We start from the raw sequence: 19995 nt of genomic DNA on the forward strand, positions 1-19995 counted from the left end.
CACCACCGAGCGTCCGCCGCCCGCATCCGTCCCCGTCACGCGTCATCCCTCCCGTGCTCCGCCTTCAGGTCAGTCTTCGATCGGCACCCGGCGCACGAGGCCGTCCACCGCGTCCGCCGCCTCCACCTCGTCCCGGGTGACCCCCAGGATGAACAGCACCGCGTCGAGGAACGGGTAGTTGAGCGACGCGTCCGCCACCTCCTGCAGCGCGGGCTTGCCGTTGAAGGCGATGCCGAGCCCCGCGGTGGTGAGCATGTCGATGTCGTTGGCCCCGTCGCCGACGGCCACGGTCTGCTCCAGCGACACACCCGCGCCCTCGGCGAACCGACGCAGCGCCACGGCCTTCTCGGCGCGGTCGACCACCGTGCCCACCACGCGCCCGGTGAGCCTGCCATCGACGATCTCCAGTTCGTTGGCGAGCGCGAAGTCCAGCTCGAGCTCGCGCGCCAGGCCCGCGATCACCTGCGTGAAACCACCGGACACCACGCCGCAGCGGTATCCGATGCGTTTGAGGGTGCGGATGGTGGTGCGCGCACCCGGCGTGAGTTGGATGGCCGCACCCACCTCTTCGACCACGGACGACGGAAGCCCCTTCAGCACGGCGACCCGCCGGTGCAGCGACTCGGCGAAGTCGATCTCGCCGCGCATCGCCGACTCGGTGACCGCCCGCACCTCGGCCTCCTTGCCGGCGTGGGCGGCGAGCATCTCGATGACCTCGCCCTGGATCAACGTCGAATCCACGTCGAACACGATGAGCCGCTTGGAACGCCGCGCCAGCCCACCGCGGTCCACCGCGACATCGACGTCCTGCGTGGCCGCGGCCTCCGCGACCGCCGCGCGCAGGGCGGCGTCCTCACGGACGCTGCGGCCCGGCGTGGAGACCTGCAACTCGAGCCCGGTCACGGGGTAGTCGGCGATCCCCCGGATCGCATCGATGTTCGCGTCGCAATCGGCGATGGCATGCGCGATGGCCTGGAACGCGCTGGCGGTCACGGGACGCCCCAGCACCACGATGGCATGGGTGGACACCTCGTGGCCGCGCGCCGGGTCCACGCCCAGCGCCACGTCCACGGTCATCCCGATATCGACCGCCGCCCGTTCGAGGTCGCCGCGCAGTGGCGCCGACTCGGCCGGCGCGGCCACCAGCACCCCCAGCGTGAGCCGGCCCCGGATGACGACCTGTTCGACGTCGAGAAGGCTCGCGTTGTGCGCAGACAGTACAGAGAACACCGCGGACGACACGCCCGGCCTGTCCGGGCCGGTCACCGTGACCAGCAGAGTGGAATCCGTTTCGGTCACCGACCGGAACCTCCTTACGCGCTCGCGTGCCCGGAAGAGGCACCGGCAGCAATCTCATCACGGACTGCGCGGCGACGAGGCGGCAACCCTCCCCGCTCGTGCCGCAGACTACATCCGGCAGCGCCGCCCCTGCCCCGATTGCGGCCCGGCTGACCGGCCCCGTCGACCCGGATCCGCGAATGCTGATCAGGAAAGACGAGGGCGGCCCCTCCCCGGCATGGGGAGGGGCCGCCCTCGTCGGCCGGGCCCGCGGTGCACCGCGCGGTGGCGGTGCACCGGGTGCCGGCTACTTGTCGCGTTCCAGTGTGGCGGTGCCGCCGCCGTGGCCGACGCCGACGAGCTCGTCGTCGTGGGCCCCGGAGCCCGGCCCCACGTGCGCCTCAGCACGCATGCGCTCGACCATGTGCGGGTAGTGCAGCTCGAAGGCGGGACGCTCCGAACGGATGCGCGGCAGCTCGGTGAAGTTGTGCCGCGGCGGCGGGCAGGACGTGGCCCACTCGAGCGAGTTGCCGTAACCCCACGGGTCGTCCACGGTGACGACCTCGCCGTACCGGTAGCTCTTGAACACGTTCCACAGGAACGGCAGCGTCGAGGCGCCGAGCACGAACGCGAAGATCGTCGACACCGTGTTCAGCGTGGTGAACCCGTCGCTGGCCAGGTAGTCCACGTAGCGGCGCGGCATGCCCTCGTTGCCCAGGTAGTGCTGCACCAGGAACGTGCCGTGGAAGCCGACGAACGTCGCCCAGAAGTGCCACTTGCCCAACCGCTCGTCGAGCATGCGGCCCGTCATCTTGGGGAACCAGAAGTAGATGCCCGCATAGGTGGCGAACACGATGGTGCCGAACAGCACGTAGTGGAAGTGCGCGACGACGAAGTACGTGTCGGTCACGTGGAAGTCCAGCGGCGGGCTCGCCAGGATGACGCCCGTCAGGCCGCCGAACAGGAACGTGATGATGAAGCCCACCGAGAACAGCATGGGTGTCTCGAACGTCAACTGGCCGCGCCACATCGTGCCGATCCAGTTGAAGAACTTGATGCCCGTGGGCACGGCGATCATGAAGCTCAGCAGCGAGAAGAACGGCAGCAGCACCGAGCCGGTGGCGAACATGTGGTGCGCCCACACGGCCATGGACAGCCCGCCGATGGAGATCGTGGCGTAGATCAGGCCGACGTAGCCGAAGCACGGCTTGCGGGAGAACACCGGGAAGATCTCGGAGACGATGCCGAAGAACGGTAGCGCCACCACGTAGACCTCCGGGTGACCGAAGAACCAGAACAAATGCTGGTACAAGATCACGCCGCCGTTGGCCGGGTCGTAGATGTTGGCGTTGAAGTGCCGGTCGATGATGAGCCCCAGCAGCGCCGCCGCGAGCAGCGGGAAGATGAGCAGCACGAGGAGGATCGAGGTGACGAGGATGTTCCAGGTGAAGATGGGCATCCGGAACATCGTCATACCCGGCGCACGGAGGGTGACCACTGTGGTGATCATGTTGACGCCGCCGAGGATGGTGCCCAGCCCGGAGAGCACCAGGCCCATGATCCACAGGTCCGCGCCGGCGCCCGGGGAGTACATCGAGTCCGACAGCGGCGTGTAGGCGAACCAGCCGAAGTCCGCCGCGCCGCCGGGGGTGATGAACCCGGCCAGGGTGATCAGCCCGCCGAACAGGTACATCCAGTACGCCATGGCGTTCAGGCGCGGGAAGGCGACGTCCGGGGCGCCGATCTGCAGCGGCAGGATGTAGTTGGCGAAGCCGAACACGATGGGCGTCGCGTACAGCAGCAGCATGATCGTGCCGTGCATGGTGAACAGCTGGTTGAACTGCTCGTTGGACAGGAACTGCTGTTCCGGCCGCGCCAGCTCGCCACGCATCAGCAGGGCCATCAGGCCGCCGACCATGAAGAAGGAGAAAGACGTGACCATGTAGAGGATGCCGATCGTCTTGTGATCGGTGGTGGTCACCATCTTGTAGATGAAGGAGCCCTTCAGCCCCTTGCTCGGCGGATACGGCCGAGTAAGGGTTGGCTTAGGCGCTACGGCTGTCAACTGCTCCTCCTGACTAGGCATCCCGGGCACGACGATTGAGTGCCCAGAGAACGTCAAACGGCTTGCGCTTGCACTGATCCTAAACCCTAAACCACCCCACACTCGACCGGGTCCTACAGTTCGTCGTATTCACGGGCTCCGACGCAGGTCATCGCGCACGGCGGCGCCTGCTCCCACCGGCCCGCGAGCGCCTCGGGAACGGCGCAGGACGGCGATGGCCCGGGGCGGGCGCGCACGGCGCCTCCGGCGGCGTGCGGCGGCGTGCTGGACGGAATTCGACAGTGTTCTGAGCGGACCTCGACAGTGTTACTGTCGGGCGTCATGGTTCCAGCCCCGCGCCGCACCGCGCCCCGTCACCGCATCCGCGGCGGAGCCGTCTCCCCCGCCCGCGTGCTCATCACCCTCGCCGTCGCCGGCCTCGCGTCGGCGGGATGCGCGAGCATGTCGACGACGCCCGTCGACAGCGACGGCGTCCCACGCAGCACCACCCGCATCGTCGGCGCGCCCGTGCTCGGCGTGGACCGCGAGCCCGGCGAGGCCTGCGGCCCGGAAGCGCCTCTGGACCCGGGGGCGTCCCCTTCCCTCGACGCCGAGCGGATCGTCGCGGTCGGGTATTCGGCGCTCGACACGCTGTGCGCGCTGGGCCTGCAGGACCGCGTGGTGGCCGTCGCCGCACCTGCCGGCACCGCCCCGCTCCGCTACCTGGGCGGGTGGGCGGCGCGCGCGCCCGCCGCCGGGACTGCGGAGGCGCCCGACGGGTCCGCGGTCCAGGCGGCCCGTCCCGACCTGATCCTCGTCGACCAGCAAGACGCCGCCGACCGGCAGGACGCTGCCGACGCCGGCTCATCCCGTACACGCACCGTGACCGTCCCGACCGCCGGCCCGTGGGAGGCCACGGTCGAGTCGGTCGCGGAGGCGGTGGGCCGCGGAGCCGCGGCGCGCGCGATGATCGGCCGCTTCACGGACACGGCGGCGACCACCGGCCACGACATCGCCGCCGCCCAGACGCAGGTCTCGCTGGCCCGGTTCACCGCCGACTCGCTGAGCATCCTCGGCCCCTCGTCCTTTGCCGGGCAGGTATTGCAGCAGATCGGCGTACACCGTCCCCCCGCGCAGCGTTTCAGCTCGCCGTCCGTGCGCCCGGTGCAAGGAGACGACCTGGCGGCGTTGGAGGGCGACGTGCTGTTCCTGTCGTTCGCGGGGAAGGACAGCGGCGATGCCGACGCCGGCGGCGACACCCCCGCCCTGCGGCACGGTGAAGAGGTGATGGACTCGGACGCTTGGACGTCGATCGCGGTGACCGAGAACAGGACGTTCACCGTGGACGACGGCGCGTGGGCGCGGGGGCGGGGCCTCGTCGCCGCCCGCGAGATCCTCGACGACGTCCGCGGGTCGCTCAACGCGTACGGCTGAGCCCCGGGGCGGCAGCGTCGCGGGTCACACCGGGGAAATTAGGGCTGGCTTACCTCAGTCGGTCGTCCAATGCCATGATGCTGTCATGGTGATGTCAACTCATGGAAAGTCCGCGGGCGCCGGGGGCCGTCGGGCCGCGCGCGCCGCCGCGAGCACACTGCTCGCCGCCGCCGTGGCCGCAGCACCGGCCATCATTCCCGCGACCGCCGTCGCCGCGCCGCCACCCCCTGCGCAGCAGTCCGTCGAACAGCCGGTCATCGCGGTCTTCGCCGCCGACGGAACGACGCCCCTGGGCGACACCACCGTCCAGTCCGGCGACACCATCGTCGTCAAGGGCCACGGCTTCGACCCGAGGGCGAACACCCAAGGGCTTCCCCTGCCCGTGCTGCCCGGCACCCCGCACGGCGTGTTCGTGGCATTCGGGGCCTTCGCCCCGCAGTGGCGCCCGTCGCAGGGTGCACCGTCCGATGCGCGCGACGGGCAGAACCGCTCGGCCACCGCGTGGGTGATGACCGACGAGGCACTCGCCGCCGTGCCCGACGCGCCGTTCGACCTTCGCCGCACCATCCGGCAGCAGTGGGTGCCGATGGACGACGACGGTTCCTTCACCGCGCGCCTCACCGTCACCCCGCCCGCCACGGTCCCGGACGGCGCCCGGTACGGGGTGTACAGCTACGCCGCGGCCGGGGCGGTGAACGCCGCGGAAGAGCTCTTCGTGCCCGTGAGCTTCGACCCGGCCCCCGGTCCGAACACCCCGGTGCCGCCGGAGCCGGATCTGGTGTGGGGCTTCGCCCCCGGGTTCGACGGCCTCGTCACGGACACCCTGATGGGTGCGACCGACGGGGACGACGGTGCCGCCGTGCGTGACGACGGGCGCTGGACGTTCCGGTCCGCAGGCGCCGACATCGACCCCGCCACCGGGTTCGGCACCGTGCGGTACGAGGGCACCGTGGTGCTGTCGACAAAGTTCCACCTGCTCGAGATCGCCGTGTCCGACCCGTGGATCGAGTTCACCCCGGACGGCACCTGGCTGTCCGCCGAGACCTCGACGGGCGCGATGGTGGGGACCGACTCCATGAGCCGCGTCCGGCTCGCCCGACTGGACCTGCCGGCCGACGCCGAGCGGCGGTCCGTCGAGGACGTGAGCGGCACCTTCACCGTGCCTACGGGCCAGCCGGACATCCTGCTCCCCTACTCGGGGCAGCCGATAGCACCGTTGGACTTCACCTACTGAGGCGACGCGCCCGCTCCGGCACGGCAGCTCAGGCCCGGCGCCTCAGGCTTCGACGGGCCGGAGCGGGTGCAGCGCGGGGGACCCGGCGAGGTGTTCACGCAGCGCCGAGGCCGCGAACTTGAGGTTCAGCCCCCGCATGTGGGCGTCCAACGCGCCCTCGTCCGCCCACGTCTCGATGGTGACGAAGGTACCCGGCGCGGCCGTCGAGGCGAACACCTCATAGGACACGCAGCCGTTCTCCGCGCGGCTCTTGCCTGCGAGCCCGGTGAGCACGCGCTCCACCTCCGCCCCCGCGCCGTCCTTCGCCTCCATCGTGGCCACGACCTTCACCTGCGGCATATGCCGTCCTCCTTCGTCGTCAACAAGATCCATCAACCCATCGCCGCGCGCGTGATCGGCGGGGCGTCGCCGATTGTCAGCCGTCGTCCACCGTCAGGCCGAAGTCGCGCGCGTGCTCGAGCAGGGACTGCGCGCGTGCCAGGCGGGGCCGGTCGCTTCCGTCGGTGATGCGGCTGCCGTCCGCCCCCAGCCGCGCGATGAGCTCCCGGGCTTTGGCTATCTCGTCGGCACCGGGGCTCAGGTGGGAGTTGATCGCGGCGGTCTGCGCAGGGTGCAGCGCCAGCTTGCCGGTCATGCCCATGTCCGCGGTGACCGCGGTGTCGCGGGCCAGCACCTCCGGGTCGGCGTCCATCGTGGGGCCGTCGATGGGCGGCGCGCAGCCGGCGAGATGGCTGGCCAGCACCAGCTGAGAACGCACGTACGCGAGCGCGAGCGCCCCGCCGCCGATGCCGGTGTCGCGCCGGAAGTCGTTGAGGCCGAACGCGAGCCGGACGACGGCGGGAACGGCCGCGATCTGCTTGGCCGACTCCAGCCCGGCCGCCGATTCGATGAGGGGGACGACGGGCACGCCGGCGCCCAGTTGCGCGGCCGTGCGGTCGACGTCGCGCGGCGTGGAGCTCTCGGCCAGCACCACGCCCGCCAGCCCCGGCCGGCCGCGCAGCGCGTCGACGTCGTCTCGCCAGTGCGTCGTGGTGACGGCGTTGATCCGCACCCACGATGGTCCCGACTGGAGCCGGCGGACGACGTCGTCGCGCGCGGAGTCCTTGGCGTGCTCGGGCGTGCCGTCCTCGAGGTCGAGGATCACCGCGTCGGCAGACGAAGCTTCCGCCGCCGCGATCCCGTCCGCGTCGCACGCCGGCACCAGGAGCCACGAACGCGCGAGGGCCGACGGAATCGTGCTGCGCCCGCCCACCGGTCCGGTCATGCGTTGCACGTTATCCGACTGCGCCGGGCCGGTGGGCCGATTCGCACGGGGCGACCGGCGCCGCTAGAAGTCCCAGTCCTCGTCCTCGGTGTTGACCGCCTTGCCGATGACGTAGCTCGAGCCGGATCCGGAGAAGAAGTCGTGGTTCTCGTCGGCGTTCGGGGACAGTGCCGAGAGGATCGCCGGGTTCACATCGGTCTCGTCCTTGGGGAACAGCCCCTCGTAGCCCAGGTTCATCAGCGCCTTGTTGGCGTTGTAGCGCAGGAACTTCTTGACGTCCTCGGTGAGGCCCACCTCGTCGTAGAGGTCCTGGGTGTACTCGACCTCGTTCTCGTAGAGCTCGAAGAGCAGCTCGAAGGTGTAGTTCTTCACCTCCTCGCGCTCCGCCTCGGTGAGCTTCTCGAGGCCCTTTTGGAACTTGTAGCCGATGTAGTAGCCGTGCACCGCCTCGTCGCGGATGATCAGCCGGATCACGTCCGCGGTGTTGGTGAGCTTGGCGTGGCTGGACCAGTACATGGGCAGGTAGAAGCCCGAGTAGAACAGGAACGACTCGAGCAGTGTGGAGGCCACCTTGCGCTTGAGCGGCTCGTCGCCCCGGTAGTAGTCGAGGACGATACGCGCCTTGTTCTGCAGGTTCGCGTTCTCCTCCGACCAGCGGAAGGCCTCGTCGATCTGCGGGGTGGAGCACAGCGTGGAGAAGATCGTCGAGTAGCTCTTGGCGTGCACCGACTCCATGAACGCGATGTTGGTGTACACCGCCTCCTCGTGCGGGGTGATCGCATCGGGGATCAGGCTCACCGCACCCACCGTGCCCTGGATGGTGTCCAGCAGCGTCAGCCCGGTGAACACGCGCGTGGTGAGCTGCTGCTCGTACTCGGTCAGCGTGGCCCACGACGGGATGTCGTTGGAGACCGGCACCTTCTCCGGCAGCCAGAAGTTGCCGGTGAGGCGATCCCACACCTCGGCGTCCTTCTCATCGGGCACGCGGTTCCAGTTGATCGCCGAGACGCGGTCGATCAGCTTGACCCGCTGCCCGTCCGCCGGGCTGTGGGCTGTGGGTGCGGACATGTTCAACTCCTGCTTCTCTCTTGCCTGTACTGCTTCTATTGTCTGCGGGATGCCATCGACCGGTCGACCCGGCGGATGTACGCCACCATGAGACGCTCCGTCGCCACGCTGCGGCGCACTGCTCCGTGATCACCGGAATCGTCGTTGCCGCACTCCGGCGGGCGGAAGCCGAACTCGGCATACAACGCGCGGGCCCGGGTGTTCGACGGCGCGACGGAAAGCGAACATCGCACGATGCCCCGCCGCAACGCCTCGTCCAGCAGAGCCCTCAACAGATTCCGACCGATTCCCTCGCCCCGCCATCCGTCAACCACACCAATGGAGAGCTCCGGCACGTCCGATCCGATGTAGGCGTAGCCGTGCTTCCCATCGTCTGCGAAGATGAGCCACGCGCACCCAACCGGGACTCCGGACACTTCCGCGACGATTCCGAAGTCTCCCCGACCAAGGTTAATGTTCGTGTAAATACCCAAATCCGGACTCGCCATTACCGTCCGCAGTACCGCGTTCGGGTTGTCGGTCAAGACGTTACCCAGAACGGTGCAGTAGAGCAGGAATCTATCAGTAGCGGGCTCGATCGGGCGGATGCGGATCCGCTCACCTGAGTCTCCGAGGAAAGCTCGGTTCACCTGGCGACGCGGATCTCGCTGCGCGACGAAACGCACACGGCTGATAGCGGCGATCTCCCGCGCCGCCTCTTGATCGATCGCCGCAGCGATCAGCAGGCAGTCCGCCAGTCGTGCTTCAGGGTCGACCGCAAGAAGATTCTCAGAATGGGCGATGCGGTTGCGCAACTCTCGTATTCGTTCCATCGCCTTTGCCACACGGACCGGATCGCCGCCACGGCATCGCGGAAACGCACGAGAGACGGCCTCATCCCACAGCAGCCACCGACCTCGATTCTTACTCGATCTGCACTCGCGCGGCAGGAGAGATACCCACACACCGAAGCTGAGCTGGGCAACGATGTCATCATTCGTTGCGTGCCCGCGACGGCTCACACGGCCGTACGCCTCCTTCGCCTTCTGATTGACGATCCCCCGCAATGGACTTGCTGCGTGGTCAGGGAAGGCCCAGCAAGTACTCGGAGAGGCCTTCGCGCTGAAACGCCGGCCGTCTTGAACGAGATTCCAGGCGCGCAGTGCCGTGTCAACAGACTCCCGAACACAGCATTCAACGTGGCCGACCACCTCGAGGAACGCCGAACCCAGCTCTGAGTTCCACCGGTAGAGTTCCTCAGCCGAAGCGCCTGTCCTGGACGCTTCCGTCGAATAGGTGAGCCAACGCGCGGCCGACAGGTGCGGCTCCATCCCCTCCACGTTGACCTCCCCCGTGGTATCGAATACTCTTGGGTTCACACCGGCGGACAAGGATCGCCGTGTCTACACCGTCAGGGCCCGAGGGCATCGTCCTCGGGCCCTGGCTGCTTCCGCATCCGCCTCAGAGCATGCAGCTGACGCAGCCCTCCACCTCGGTACCCTCGAGGGCCATCTGCCGCACGCGGATGTAGTAGAGCGTCTTGATGCCCTTGCGCCAGGCGTAGATCTGCGCCCGGTTGACGTCGCGGGTGGTGGCGGTGTCCTTGAAGAACAGCGTCAGCGACAGACCCTGGTCCACGTGCTGCGAGGCGGCCGCGTAGGTGTCGATGATCTTCTCGTAGCCGATCTCGTACGCGTCCTGGAAGTACTCCAGGTTGTCGTTGTCCATGTAGGGCGCCGGGTAGTAGACGCGCCCGATCTTGCCTTCCTTGCGGATCTCGATGCCCGAGGCCACCGGGTGGATCGAGCTGGTCGAGTTGTTGATGTAGGAGATCGACCCCGTGGGCGGCACCGCCTGCAGGTTCTGGTTGTAGATGCCGTGCGCCATCACCGACGCCTTGAGCTCGCGCCAGTCGTCCTGCGTGGGGATGGCGATGCCGGCGCCGTCGAACAGTTCCCGCACCCGCTCCGTCGTGGGCTCCCACACGCGCTCGGTGTACTTGTCGAAGAACTCGCCGCTGGCGTACTTGGACTCCGGGAAGCCGGCGAAGTGGCTGCCCCGCTCGATGGCGAGGCGGTTCGACGCCCGCAGCGCGTGGTACAGCACCGTGTAGAAGTACATGTCGGTGAAGTCCACGCCCTCGTCGGACCCGTAGTGGATCCGCTCGCGGGCCAGGTACCCGTGCAGGTTCATCTGGCCCAGCCCGATGGCGTGCGATTCGCTGTTGCCGCGCTCGATCGACGGCACCGAGTCGATGTGCGTCTGGTCGGACACCGCGGTGAGCGCCCGGATGGACACCTCGATGGTGCGAGCGAAGTCCGGCGAGTCCATGGCCTTGGCGATGTTGAGCGAGCCGAGGTTGCAGGAGATGTCCTTGCCCACGTGCGCGAAGGTGAGGTCTTCGTTGAGCTGCGACGGCGTGGACACCTGCAGGATCTCCGAGCACAGGTTGGAATGCGTGACCTTGCCGGCGATCGGGTTCGCCCGGTTCACCGTGTCCTCGAACATGATGTAGGGGTAGCCGGATTCGAACTGCAGCTCTGCGAGCGTCTGGAAGAACTCGCGCGCCTTGATCTTGGTCTTGCGGATGCGCTGGTCGTCCACCATCTCGTAGTATGTCTCGGTGATGTTGACGTCCGCGAACGGCGTGCCGTACACCCGCTCCACGTCGTACGGGGAGAACAGGTACATGTCGTCGTTGCGCTTGGCAAGCTCGAAGGTGATGTCGGGGATGACCACGCCCAGCGAGAGCGTCTTGATGCGGATCTTCTCGTCGGCGTTCTCGCGCTTGGTGTCGAGGAACCGGTAGATGTCCGGGTGGTGCGCCTGCAGGTAGACCGCGCCGGCGCCCTGCCGCGCGCCCAGCTGGTTGGCGTAGGAGAAGGAGTCCTCCAGCAGCTTCATCACGGGGATGACGCCCGAGGACTGGTTCTCTATCTTCTTGATGGGCGCGCCGTGCTCGCGGATGTTGCTCAGCAGCAGCGCCACCCCGCCGCCGCGCTTGGACAGCTGCAGCGCCGAGTTGATCGAGCGCCCGATGGACTCCATGTTGTCCTCGATGCGCAGCAGGAAGCAGGACACGGGCTCGCCGCGCTGCATCTTGCCGGCGTTGAGGAACGTCGGCGTCGCCGGCTGGAAGCGGCCGTCGATGATCTCGTCCACGAGCTGCTCGGCCAGGACGGTGTCGCCGTCGGCCAGGCTCAGCGCCACCATGCACACACGGTCTTCGAAGCGCTCCAGGTAGCGCTTGCCGTCGAACGTCTTGAGCGTGTACGAGGTGTAGTACTTGAACGCACCGAGGAACGTGGGGAACCGGAACTTCTTGGCGTAGGCGCGGTCGAACAGGCTCTTGACGAACTCACGCCCGTAGCGGCCCAGGACCTCGGGGTCGTAGTAGTGCTTCTCCACCAGGTAGTCGAGCTTCTCGTCGATGTTGTGGAAGAAGACGGTGTTCTGGTTGACGTGCTGCAGGAAGTACTGCCGCGCGGCCGCCCTGTCCTTGTCGAACTGGATGCGGCCGTCCGCGTCGTACAGGTTGAGCATGGCGTTGAGGGCGTGGTAGTCCAGCTCCGTCTCGTCGCCGGCGACGGTCACGTCGATGCGCTCGCGGCCGCCTGCAGGTGCCTCGTCTGTGATGGTCGGTGCCACTGGTCGCTCTCCTGGAAGTGTTGCAGGCCCGCGCGGACGCGCTCGATGTCCTCCGCGGTGCCCATGAGTTCGAAGCGGTACAGGTACGGAACCTGGCATTTGTATGCGATCACGTCCCCTGCCGAACAGAACGAGTCGCCGAAATTCGAGTTGCCGGCGGCGATGACCCCGCGGATCAGCTGCCGGTTGTGGATGTCGTTGAGGAACTTGATGACCTGCTTGGGCACGTACCGCGTGTCGCGGCCCGTGGCCGTGGTGCCGCCGCCGTAGGTGGGGCAGACGAGCACGTACGGCTCATCCACCCGGAATCCGCCGGGCGGCATGTGGAGTGGGATGCGCACGGCCGGAAGGCCGAGTCGCTCGATGAATCTGTGCGTGTTCTCCGAAACGCTGGAGAAATAGACCAATGACGGCATGGGGGACCTCCACGACGTGAATCGATGACCGGCCCCCGGTGACCACCGGGAGTCTTCCCTGCCCGGCCGGCGGCCGGGCGCCCGGTCAGGCCGCCATCGCGGTGAGCGCCTTGATGCGGTCCGGACGGTAGCCGGACCAGTGGGAGTCGCCGACGACCACGACGGGGGCCTGCAGGTACCCGAGCGCCATGACGTAGTCACGCGCGTCGGCGTCCTCGGAGATGTCGACGACGTCGTACGCGAGGCCGGCCTTGTCGAGGGCCTTGTAGGTGGCGTTGCACTGGACGCAGGCGGGCTTGGTGTAGACGGTGATGCTCATCTCTGATGGACCCTCTCTCGACGGTGACTGCACCCTGATTACGACGTGTCAGGCGAGCCGCGCGGGAGCGCCTTCCCTTCCCCGAGAGAGCGCCTGTCCCTCAGTGCCCGCACCCCCGCTCCACTAACGTGGATCGGCCGGATTCGCAACCGGAAACCGGACGTTTCAAGGGGCTCGGATCCACCGGAACCGCTGTTGCCCTGCTGACGCCCTAGACACTACACCTAGTGGTGCCTTTTGCAAGACTTCCCATAACTTGTGAGTGACACGCATGATATTCGCTGGTCGGAGGGTCGCGCGGCACCGGTCGGACGGCCCCGTTCGGCGTGTCGCGCAGCGCCGCGGCCATTCGCCGCCGCAGCGCCTCCGGACCGACTAGATTGGCCGGGTGCGGGCCCCTCCGCGCACGCCGCCCGGGGGCCGCCGGAGGCCGGTGGCAGTCGAGTCCGGCAACCACAGCAGAGTACGAAAAGAGGTCCGACATGGCGACACCCGTCCGTGAAGACGAGGGCACCCTCACCGGTGTGGGCGGGGTGGAGCTGTACTGGCGCAGCTGGACGCCCACCGAGGCTCCGCCGAAGGGCCTCGTCGTCCTCGTGCACGGCATGGGCGAGCACTGCGGGCGGTACGACCACGTGGCCGACGCCCTCCTCGCCCGCGGCTACGCGGTGGCCGCGCACGACCACCGCGGGCACGGCCGCTCCGGCGGACGCCGCAGCTACATCGACCGCATGGACAACCTCGTCGCGGACATCGGCACCGCGTTCGATCGTGCCCGCGCGACGGTGCCCGACGTCCCGGCGGTGATGGTGGGACACAGCATGGGAGGACTGTCCTCGGCACTGTGGGCCGTCGACAACCAGGACCGGCTGGCCGGCCTGGTGCTCAGCGGACCGCTCGCCGCCATGGACCAGGCCAACGCCGTCACCAAGGCCGTCGCCCGCGCTCTGTCCGCGACGGTGCCCACGCTGGGCATGGTCGCCGTCGACGCGAGCGCGCTCAGCCACGACCCCACCGTGGGCGAGGACTACCGGGCGGATCCGCTCGTGTTCTCCGGCAAGCTGCCCGCGCGGACGGCCGCCGAGCTGATGGGGGCCGTCGACGCCGTGCAGCACCGCGCGCCCGAGCTGCGGTTGCCGTTGCTGATCATGCACGGCGAGCTCGACACCCTCGCCCCGCCCCGCGGCTCGCAGGAACTGTTCGACAAGGCCGTCTCCGCCGACAAGCACCGCACCGTCTACGACGGCATGTACCACGAGATTTTCAATGAGGTCGACCGCGCGCGGGTGCTCGGCGAACTGACCGACTGGGTCGACGCGCACATGGTCTGACTCCGACTCTCCCCGTTTGGTGGACTTTTTGCTGGTTTTCCGCCGGATTCCGACCAAATGTCCACCAAACGCCGGAGCGATCGCGGCGCCGGACACCGCTATTTCGTGCGGACGAATCCGGGGCTGCCTGCGTGGGTGACGATCGACGCGCCCTTCATCGGCAGAGCCCACACCGAGGCCGCCGGCATGCCGGTCAGGCGGAACGCCGCGGTCGTCACAGTGTCTTCGACGTCTGCCGACACCAACTCGAGCCGACCGGCCAGCTGCGGGTCCGCGGCCAGCACGTCGGCGACCGCATCGGCATTCCGCTGCGCATCCGCCGCGCTCGCCTGGTGGTAGGCGACGATCAGGCGCGGCGCACCGCTGGAATGGCTCAGGCCCACTCCCACCGCATCGAACGCCGCGGGCATCGAACACGCATCGCCGGACGTACGGTCCGGCAGCATCGCCGAGTAAACATGCCGGGCGTCGAGCGCTGACGCCACCGCAGCGCGACCCCGTGTCGTCGACAGCGGTCGCAACGTCGCCGTTGACAAGCGCATTCAGGGCCTCGGCCGAGGTGGAGACCGCCAGATCCTGCCCCAACATCGCCATGTGCAGCGGCGCACCGTTCCAGCGCGCTGCGGTGGAACGGCTCAGGTCCGTCACTTCGTCCTCACCCGAACCGAACGTCCACATCCCGTTCATCTGCTCCCCCGCCGCCGCGTCTACAGCTGCCGCCAGATCGATCGGCTTGCCCACACTTGCGGAGACCACGGCGAACCGTGATTGATTCGCAGCGTCTGCAGCGAAACAGCCGACGTCTGCGATGCCCACGCCGATCTCGTCCGCTACAGCAGCTTGTTGCCCAGCGGGAACGGAGAACACGGCGGGTGTCAACACGGAGACGACACGGCCCTCGTCAGCGGTGCCTCCGCTGCCCGTCGCTCCGATCGCCTCCAGCCACGCCGACACGGCCGCCGGATCGCTTCGCTCCGGGCGCTGCGTTCCGGCCGCCGCCGTGGCCGCGTCCAGATCGCCCGTGGTCAAGTACCCATTGTCACGGGTATCCGGCGCAGGCAACCGCGCAAGTGCCCCGGTCACGGTGCACAGCGGGTCCGGGGCGGACGCGCCGTCCGCAGCTACGGACTCGCCGGTTGCGGCCGAACCCGCGGGCTCCACCGTGGGGGCACATCCCGCGAGCGCCACTGCCGCCGCCAGCGTGACCGACGCTGCGAGCAGAACATCGCGCTGCGAACTCATGGGCGTGGACTCTATCGGAACGTCCGAGAACCCTCAGCCGGCGCCGAGCCGCCCCGCGACCCATGCGCCCAGTTCCCGCGCACAGTGGTCGACCCTGTCGAGCCAGTCCATCGCCGACTCGTCCGCGTCATCGCTGACGTACTTGACCAGCCGCACCGGCGTGCCCAGCAGGGTGCACGCGCGGGCGACGGCGAAACCCTCCATGTCCACGAGGTCGGCGTCCTGCGCGAGCCGGGTGCGGACGGCCGGGTCCGAGACGAACATGTCGCCCGTCGCCAGCACGCTGCCGTCGCCTTCCGGCAGTGCGATCCGGTCGACCAGCGGATATCCCAGCGCGCGCAACGCCTCCGAGCTGATGTCGTGATTGGTCACCGCGGACGGGAGATACAGCCCCGAGTGCCCGTCGTGCAGCGCGCCGGCCGTGCCGACGTTCACGACGGTGATGTCCGCCGGTCCGTCGGCCCCGGTGCGCTCGACGGCGCGCAGGATCGCCGCCGTCGTCGCCGCCGCCGCGTCCACCTTGCCGATCCCGCAGATCAGCGTCTCCACGCCGTCCGGCAGGTGCGCCGCCTCGGACGCCGTCGCCGAGACCACCAGAACCCGCCGCGGGTCCGGAAAGCCCGAGTCCCCGCCGCGCCCCGTCGCTGCACTCACCACAGCCGCATCACCGTCCACCATCGTCGCGCCCCGTCGCCCCGCGTCCGGCCGGGGCCCGGTGCCGCCGACCGCACTACAGTCCACCACATGGACCGCACGAACGAACTTCAGCAGACGATCGCCCGCGAGCTCGGTGTGCGACCCGAGATCGACCCGGCCGCCGAGATCGCGGCGCGCATCGGCTTCCTCGCCGACTATCTGCGGTCGACGCCCGCGCACGGCTTCGTTCTGGGCATCAGCGGCGGCCAAGACAGCACCCTCGCGGGACGCCTGTGCCAGCTGGCGGCGGAACGCCTGCGCCGGGAAGGCATGGATGACGCCCGCTTCGTCGCCGTGCGCCTCCCCTACGGCACGCAGGCGGACGAGGACGACGCGCAGGCGGCGCTGCGGTTCATCGCGCCGGACGAGGCCGTGACTGTGGACATCAAACCCGGCGCGGACGCGGTGTCGGAGGCGGCGTCCGCGGCGCTGCGCACCCCGGCGGACGGTTCCGCGGAACAGCCGGCCGGGCTGCGGGATTTCGTGCGCGGCAACGTCAAGGCCCGGATGCGGATGGTCGCCCAGTACGCGCTCGCCGGGCAGCGCGGCCTGCTCGTGGTGGGCACCGATCACGCGGCCGAGGCCGTCGCCGGCTTCTACACCAAGTTCGGCGACGGCGCGGTGGACCTGACGCCGCTGACCGGCCTGACGAAGCGCCAAGGTGCGGCGCTGCTGCGCAGGCTCGGAGCGCCCCCGCAGATGTGGGAGAAGGTGCCGACGGCCGACCTCGAGGACGACCGCCCCGCCCTGCCCGACGAGGAGGCGCTCGGCGTCGCCTACCGCGACATCGACGACTATCTGGAAGGCCGGCCCGTCGACGACGACGCGGCCGCGCGCATCGAGCACCTATACACGATCAGCCGGCACAAGCGCGCCATGCCGGCGAGCCCGCTCGACACCTGGTGGCGCTGATCACAGATTTCGTCTCCGCCGGTGGGCCGCTCCGGATGTAACGTCATCGCGTGACTCGCAGAGCGCTCGGCGCACGACACCCGGCGAGGTTCGTCGTACTCGGATTCGCCGGGGCCGTCGCCGTCGGAACCCTCCTGTTGATGCTGCCGGTCGCGACGGCGGACGGATCCGCGGCCGCCCCGCTCACCGCGCTGTTCACGGCGACGTCCGCGGTGTGCGTCACGGGCCTGGTGGTGGTGGACACCGGCGGATACTGGTCGACGTTCGGCGAGGTCGTGATCATCGGCCTGATCCAGGTCGGCGGCCTCGGCATCATGGCGCTCGCGTCGCTGCTCGGGCTGCTCGTCGCCCGGCGCATGGGCCTGAAGATGCGCCTCGCCGCGCAGACCGAAACCAAGGCGACCGGGCTCGGCGACAGCCGCGTCGTAGTCCTCGGCGTCATCCGGCTCAGCCTCGCCGTCGAGGCCGTCATCGCCGTGCTGCTCGCCCTCCGCTTCGCACTGCACTACGACGAGCCGATCGGCCGGGCCGCCTACCTCGGCGTGTTCCACGCGGTGTCGGCGTACAACAACGCCGGATTCGCGCTGTGGCCGGACAGCCTCACTCGCTTCGCGACGGATCCGTGGATCCTCGTGCCGATCAGCGCGGCGATCATCATCGGCGGGCTCGGGTTCCCGGTCGTCATCGAGGTGATCCGCGCGGCCCGCCGCCGGCTGCGGCGTGAACGGCGCCGTCCCCACTGGTCGCTGCACACCAAGATCACGCTGATCACCTACGGGACGATCGCGCTCCTCGGCATCGTCGCGATCACCGCGATCGAATGGAGCAACCCGCGCACCCTCGGACCGCTCGGCACTCCCGGGTCCTTGTTGACCGGCGCCTTCAGCGCCATCTCGCCGCGCACCGCGGGCTTCAACGCCGTCGACATCGGCGAGATGCACCCGGCGACCCTGCTCATCACCGACGTCATGATGTTCATCGGCGGCGGCAGCGCCGGTACCGCCGGCGGCATCAAGGTGACCACCTTCGCACTGCTAGCGTTCGTCATCATCACGGAGGCCCGCGGCGAGCCGACCGTGCACGTGATGGGCCGCCGCCTCGCGGCGAGCGTGCAGCGCCAGGCCGTGTCCGTGGCGCTGCTCGGCGTCGGCGCGGTGTTCGCGTCCGCGGTGGCGCTCATGCTGCTCACGCCGTACAACCTCAACGACGTGCTGTTCGAGACCACCTCCGCGTTCGCCACGGTGGGCCTGTCCACCGGGATCACCGCCGACCTTCCCGGCGCCGCACAATTGATCCTGATTGGTCTGATGTTCGTCGGCCGGCTCGGCCCGATCACCTTCGCCTCAGCGCTGGCCCTCCGCGACCGCGGGCGCCGCTACGAACTACCCGAGGAGCGACCGATCGTTGGCTGATTCACATCGCATGACACGTATGACCGCGCCGGTGACGGTGCTCGGCCTCGGCCGGTTCGGCAGGTCGCTGGCGGAGGAACTGGAGAAGCGCGGCACCGAGGTGCTCGGCATCGACGCCGACGCGACGCTCGTGCAACAGGTGAGCGAGACGCTGACGCACGCCGCCGTCGCCGACACGACCGACCCGCAGGTGCTGGAACAGCTCGGCGTGCCCGAGTTCCGCAGGGCGGTCGTCGGCATCGGCACCGACCTCGAGGCGAGCATCCTCACCACCTCGGTGCTCGCCGACTTCGGGATACCGCACATCTGGGCGAAGGCCACCAGCCGCCAGCACGGGAAGATCCTCGAGCGCGTCGGCGCCAACCACGTGGTGCTGCCCGAGCACGACATGGGCGAGCGGGTGGCGCACTTGGTCACCGGCCGGATGCTCGACTTCGTCGCCTTCGAGGAGGACTACGCGATGGTGAAGACCACCGCACCCGCGGTCATCGCCGGCAAGACCCTGCTCGAAAGCGACTCGCGGCGCAGGTTCGGGATCACGGTGGTGGCCGTCAAGCACCGGGGCGCGGAGTTCACGCACGCGTCCGTGGATACGGTGATCGAAGCCGAGGACCTGCTCATCGTCGCGGGGCGCACACGGAAGGTCGAGGAGTTCGCGGAACTGAGCTGAGGCGCGCAGGAGCGGGCCCGACAGCGCGGGAACCGAACCCGAGGACCGCGTCGTCCGCCCGCTACTGCTCGGCGCCCGCACCCTCCGCAGCACCGTTGCTCCGTCGCAACGCCGCGATGAGGTCGTGGAACTCCACCGACCGCTGCAGCGCCGGGCTCAGCACCGCGCGCACCGGCACTCGCAGCCGGTGTTCGGCCTCGTGCAGCAGGCTCAGCCCGGCCACGGGTGTGCCGCCGGCCGACTCCGCGTAGAGCACCGTCCATGCGCGCGGCTGGGTGATGACCTCCAGCGACGCGGTGTGGTCGGCCGGAATCGGCGGCCCCAGCTGGACTTTGCGGCCGATCTCCCGGAACGCGCGCTCCACCACCTGATGGATGAGCACCTGGCTGTGCCGCGCCGGCAGCAGCAACGGATAGTCGCCCAGGGCGCGCAGGCCCACGGTGCCCGACCTGGCCAGCGGGTGCCGCCGCGACATCGCCACCAGCAGGTCCTGCATGCCCAGGCTCACCGACTGCAGGCCGGGGCGGTCCACCTCGCCCCGGATCAGCGCGACGTCCGCGTCGCCGCTGGTGACCGCGGCCATCCTGTCCGCGAAGTCCCGCAGGACGAATTCGATGTCGAGGTTGGGGTGCACCTCGCGCACGGCGGCGATCGCCTCGAGGCTCTGCGCGGCGAAGCTCATGTTGGCGGTGATCCGGATCCGATTGCGCGGCTCGCGGACGACCTCCCGTGCCTTCGCCTCGACAGCCAGGGCCTCGGCTGCCACCGGCATGAGACGCTCGCCCGCCGCCGTCAGCTCCACGTTGCGGGTGGAGCGGTCGAACAGCTTCACCCCCAGATCCTGTTCGAGCTTGGCGATCTGGTGGCTGATGGCCGACTGCGAGACGTAGCAGCGCTCCGCCGCCTGCGAGAAATTCCTGAGCTGCCCGACCGCGGTGAAGTAGCGCAGCTGCCGAAAGTCCATGAGCCCAGGATATGCAGCCGCGCCCGGCGGCCCGGGCGCCGGAGGGGGCGGCCCGCTCCCGCTGCCGGTCGGACCACTTATGAC

Annotated in this window: 18 protein-coding genes; 6 read left to right on the forward strand and 12 right to left on the reverse strand. The window is 69.1% G+C overall.

The genetic code is table 11. The features are described from left to right. Positions 1-69: 69 nt before the first annotated feature. Together serB and ctaD are read right to left on the reverse strand one after the other, a co-directional pair. Positions 70-1299 (reverse strand): phosphoserine phosphatase SerB, encoded by a 1230-nt coding sequence (serB, locus tag H4F70_RS15465; protein ID WP_182357824.1) that lies wholly within the window; start codon positions 1297-1299, stop codon positions 70-72. A gap of 286 nt (positions 1300-1585) precedes the next feature. After that, a complete protein-coding gene (gene ctaD / locus H4F70_RS15470) occupies positions 1586-3343 on the reverse strand; it encodes an aa3-type cytochrome oxidase subunit I (RefSeq protein ID WP_182357825.1) in 1758 nt (585 codons plus the stop codon). A 321-nt stretch (positions 3344-3664) separates the two neighbouring features. On the opposite strand from ctaD, the gene H4F70_RS15475 reads away from it, so the two are divergent. Both H4F70_RS15475 and H4F70_RS15480 read left to right on the forward strand, forming a co-directional pair. Beyond that, the gene (locus tag H4F70_RS15475) at positions 3665-4756 is read left to right on the forward strand and encodes an ABC transporter substrate-binding protein (protein WP_182357826.1); all 1092 of its coding nucleotides are present in this window, start codon (positions 3665-3667) and stop codon (positions 4754-4756) included. An 85-nt stretch (positions 4757-4841) separates the two neighbouring features. Beyond that, entirely contained in the window at positions 4842-5990 is a 1149-nt protein-coding gene (locus tag H4F70_RS15480) for an HtaA domain-containing protein (protein ID WP_235681142.1), read from the forward strand. Between the two features lie 42 nt (positions 5991-6032). Here H4F70_RS15480 and H4F70_RS15485 read toward each other — a convergent pair whose 3' ends face one another. From H4F70_RS15485 to nrdH, 7 genes are all read right to left on the reverse strand, one after another. After that, on the reverse strand, positions 6033-6329 hold the full coding sequence (locus H4F70_RS15485) for a putative quinol monooxygenase (RefSeq protein ID WP_182357827.1): 297 nt from the start codon (positions 6327-6329) through the stop codon (positions 6033-6035). A gap of 76 nt (positions 6330-6405) precedes the next feature. Beyond that, complete coding sequence (locus tag H4F70_RS15490; protein WP_182357828.1) at positions 6406-7254, reverse strand: HpcH/HpaI aldolase/citrate lyase family protein; 849 nt, start codon at positions 7252-7254, stop codon at positions 6406-6408. 63 nt (positions 7255-7317) lie between these two features. Beyond that, entirely contained in the window at positions 7318-8322 is a 1005-nt protein-coding gene (gene nrdF / locus H4F70_RS15495) for a class 1b ribonucleoside-diphosphate reductase subunit beta (RefSeq protein ID WP_182346727.1), read from the reverse strand. Positions 8323-8357: 35 nt separating this feature from the next. After that, positions 8358-9632, reverse strand: a complete 1275-nt coding sequence (locus H4F70_RS15500; protein WP_235681579.1) for a GNAT family N-acetyltransferase — start codon at positions 9630-9632, stop codon at positions 8358-8360. Between the two features lie 130 nt (positions 9633-9762). Next, positions 9763-11949, reverse strand: a complete 2187-nt coding sequence (nrdE, locus tag H4F70_RS15505; protein WP_182357830.1) for a class 1b ribonucleoside-diphosphate reductase subunit alpha — start codon at positions 11947-11949, stop codon at positions 9763-9765. Beyond that, entirely contained in the window at positions 11892-12365 is a 474-nt protein-coding gene (gene nrdI, locus H4F70_RS15510; RefSeq protein ID WP_182346725.1) for a class Ib ribonucleoside-diphosphate reductase assembly flavoprotein NrdI, read from the reverse strand. Before nrdI ends, nrdE begins: the two co-directional genes overlap by 58 nt. 85 nt (positions 12366-12450) lie before the next feature. Next, a complete protein-coding gene (gene nrdH / locus H4F70_RS15515) occupies positions 12451-12684 on the reverse strand; it encodes a glutaredoxin-like protein NrdH (RefSeq protein ID WP_182346724.1) in 234 nt (77 codons plus the stop codon). A gap of 482 nt (positions 12685-13166) precedes the next feature. Here nrdH and H4F70_RS15520 point away from each other — a divergent pair, with 482 nt between their 5' ends. Then, positions 13167-14015 (forward strand): alpha/beta hydrolase, encoded by an 849-nt coding sequence (locus H4F70_RS15520; protein WP_182357831.1) that lies wholly within the window; start codon positions 13167-13169, stop codon positions 14013-14015. A gap of 98 nt (positions 14016-14113) precedes the next feature. Here the strand turns inward: H4F70_RS15520 and H4F70_RS15525 are convergent, their stop codons facing one another. Both H4F70_RS15525 and H4F70_RS15530 read right to left on the reverse strand, forming a co-directional pair. Continuing rightward, the gene (locus tag H4F70_RS15525) at positions 14114-14425 is read right to left on the reverse strand and encodes a hypothetical protein (protein ID WP_182357832.1); all 312 of its coding nucleotides are present in this window, start codon (positions 14423-14425) and stop codon (positions 14114-14116) included. Positions 14426-15290: 865 nt separating this feature from the next. Then, on the reverse strand, positions 15291-15911 hold the full coding sequence (locus H4F70_RS15530; RefSeq protein WP_235681143.1) for a nucleosidase: 621 nt from the start codon (positions 15909-15911) through the stop codon (positions 15291-15293). Positions 15912-16001: 90 nt separating this feature from the next. On the opposite strand from H4F70_RS15530, the gene nadE reads away from it, so the two are divergent. From nadE to H4F70_RS15545, 3 genes are read left to right on the forward strand one after another with little or no spacing between them, the layout of a single operon-like run. Continuing rightward, the gene (nadE, locus tag H4F70_RS15535) at positions 16002-16865 is read left to right on the forward strand and encodes an ammonia-dependent NAD(+) synthetase (RefSeq protein WP_182357833.1); all 864 of its coding nucleotides are present in this window, start codon (positions 16002-16004) and stop codon (positions 16863-16865) included. Between the two features lie 50 nt (positions 16866-16915). Further along, complete coding sequence (locus H4F70_RS15540) at positions 16916-18277, forward strand: TrkH family potassium uptake protein (protein ID WP_235681144.1); 1362 nt, start codon at positions 16916-16918, stop codon at positions 18275-18277. A 10-nt stretch (positions 18278-18287) separates the two neighbouring features. Further along, a complete protein-coding gene (locus H4F70_RS15545; protein WP_235681145.1) occupies positions 18288-18947 on the forward strand; it encodes a potassium channel family protein in 660 nt (219 codons plus the stop codon). Between the two features lie 61 nt (positions 18948-19008). Here H4F70_RS15545 and H4F70_RS15550 read toward each other — a convergent pair whose 3' ends face one another. Continuing rightward, entirely contained in the window at positions 19009-19911 is a 903-nt protein-coding gene (locus H4F70_RS15550) for a LysR family transcriptional regulator (RefSeq protein ID WP_182357834.1), read from the reverse strand. Positions 19912-19995 lie beyond the last annotated feature (84 nt).

This window comes from Tomitella gaofuii, from assembly GCF_014126825.1.
Taxonomy (GTDB): Bacteria; Actinomycetota; Actinomycetes; order Mycobacteriales; family Mycobacteriaceae; genus Tomitella; species Tomitella gaofuii.

Excerpts from the sequence above, each read along its gene's own strand:
- H4F70_RS15475 (WP_182357826.1), top strand. The coding sequence starts at position 3,665 with ATGGTTCCAGCCCCGCGCCGCACCGCGCCCCGTCACCGCATCCGCGGC.
- H4F70_RS15480 (WP_235681142.1), top strand. The coding sequence starts at position 4,842 with ATGGTGATGTCAACTCATGGAAAGTCCGCGGGCGCCGGGGGCCGTCGG.
- H4F70_RS15485 (WP_182357827.1), bottom strand. The coding sequence starts at position 6,329 with ATGCCGCAGGTGAAGGTCGTGGCCACGATGGAGGCGAAGGACGGCGCG.
- H4F70_RS15490 (WP_182357828.1), bottom strand. The coding sequence starts at position 7,254 with ATGACCGGACCGGTGGGCGGGCGCAGCACGATTCCGTCGGCCCTCGCG.
- nrdF (WP_182346727.1), bottom strand. The coding sequence starts at position 8,322 with ATGTCCGCACCCACAGCCCACAGCCCGGCGGACGGGCAGCGGGTCAAG.
- H4F70_RS15500 (WP_235681579.1), bottom strand. The coding sequence starts at position 9,632 with ATGGAGCCGCACCTGTCGGCCGCGCGTTGGCTCACCTATTCGACGGAA.
- nrdI (WP_182346725.1), bottom strand. The coding sequence starts at position 12,365 with ATGCCGTCATTGGTCTATTTCTCCAGCGTTTCGGAGAACACGCACAGA.
- nrdH (WP_182346724.1), bottom strand. The coding sequence starts at position 12,684 with ATGAGCATCACCGTCTACACCAAGCCCGCCTGCGTCCAGTGCAACGCC.
- H4F70_RS15520 (WP_182357831.1), top strand. The coding sequence starts at position 13,167 with ATGGCGACACCCGTCCGTGAAGACGAGGGCACCCTCACCGGTGTGGGC.
- H4F70_RS15525 (WP_182357832.1), bottom strand. The coding sequence starts at position 14,425 with ATGCCCGCGGCGTTCGATGCGGTGGGAGTGGGCCTGAGCCATTCCAGC.
- nadE (WP_182357833.1), top strand. The coding sequence starts at position 16,002 with ATGGACCGCACGAACGAACTTCAGCAGACGATCGCCCGCGAGCTCGGT.
- H4F70_RS15545 (WP_235681145.1), top strand. The coding sequence starts at position 18,288 with ATGACACGTATGACCGCGCCGGTGACGGTGCTCGGCCTCGGCCGGTTC.
- H4F70_RS15550 (WP_182357834.1), bottom strand. The coding sequence starts at position 19,911 with ATGGACTTTCGGCAGCTGCGCTACTTCACCGCGGTCGGGCAGCTCAGG.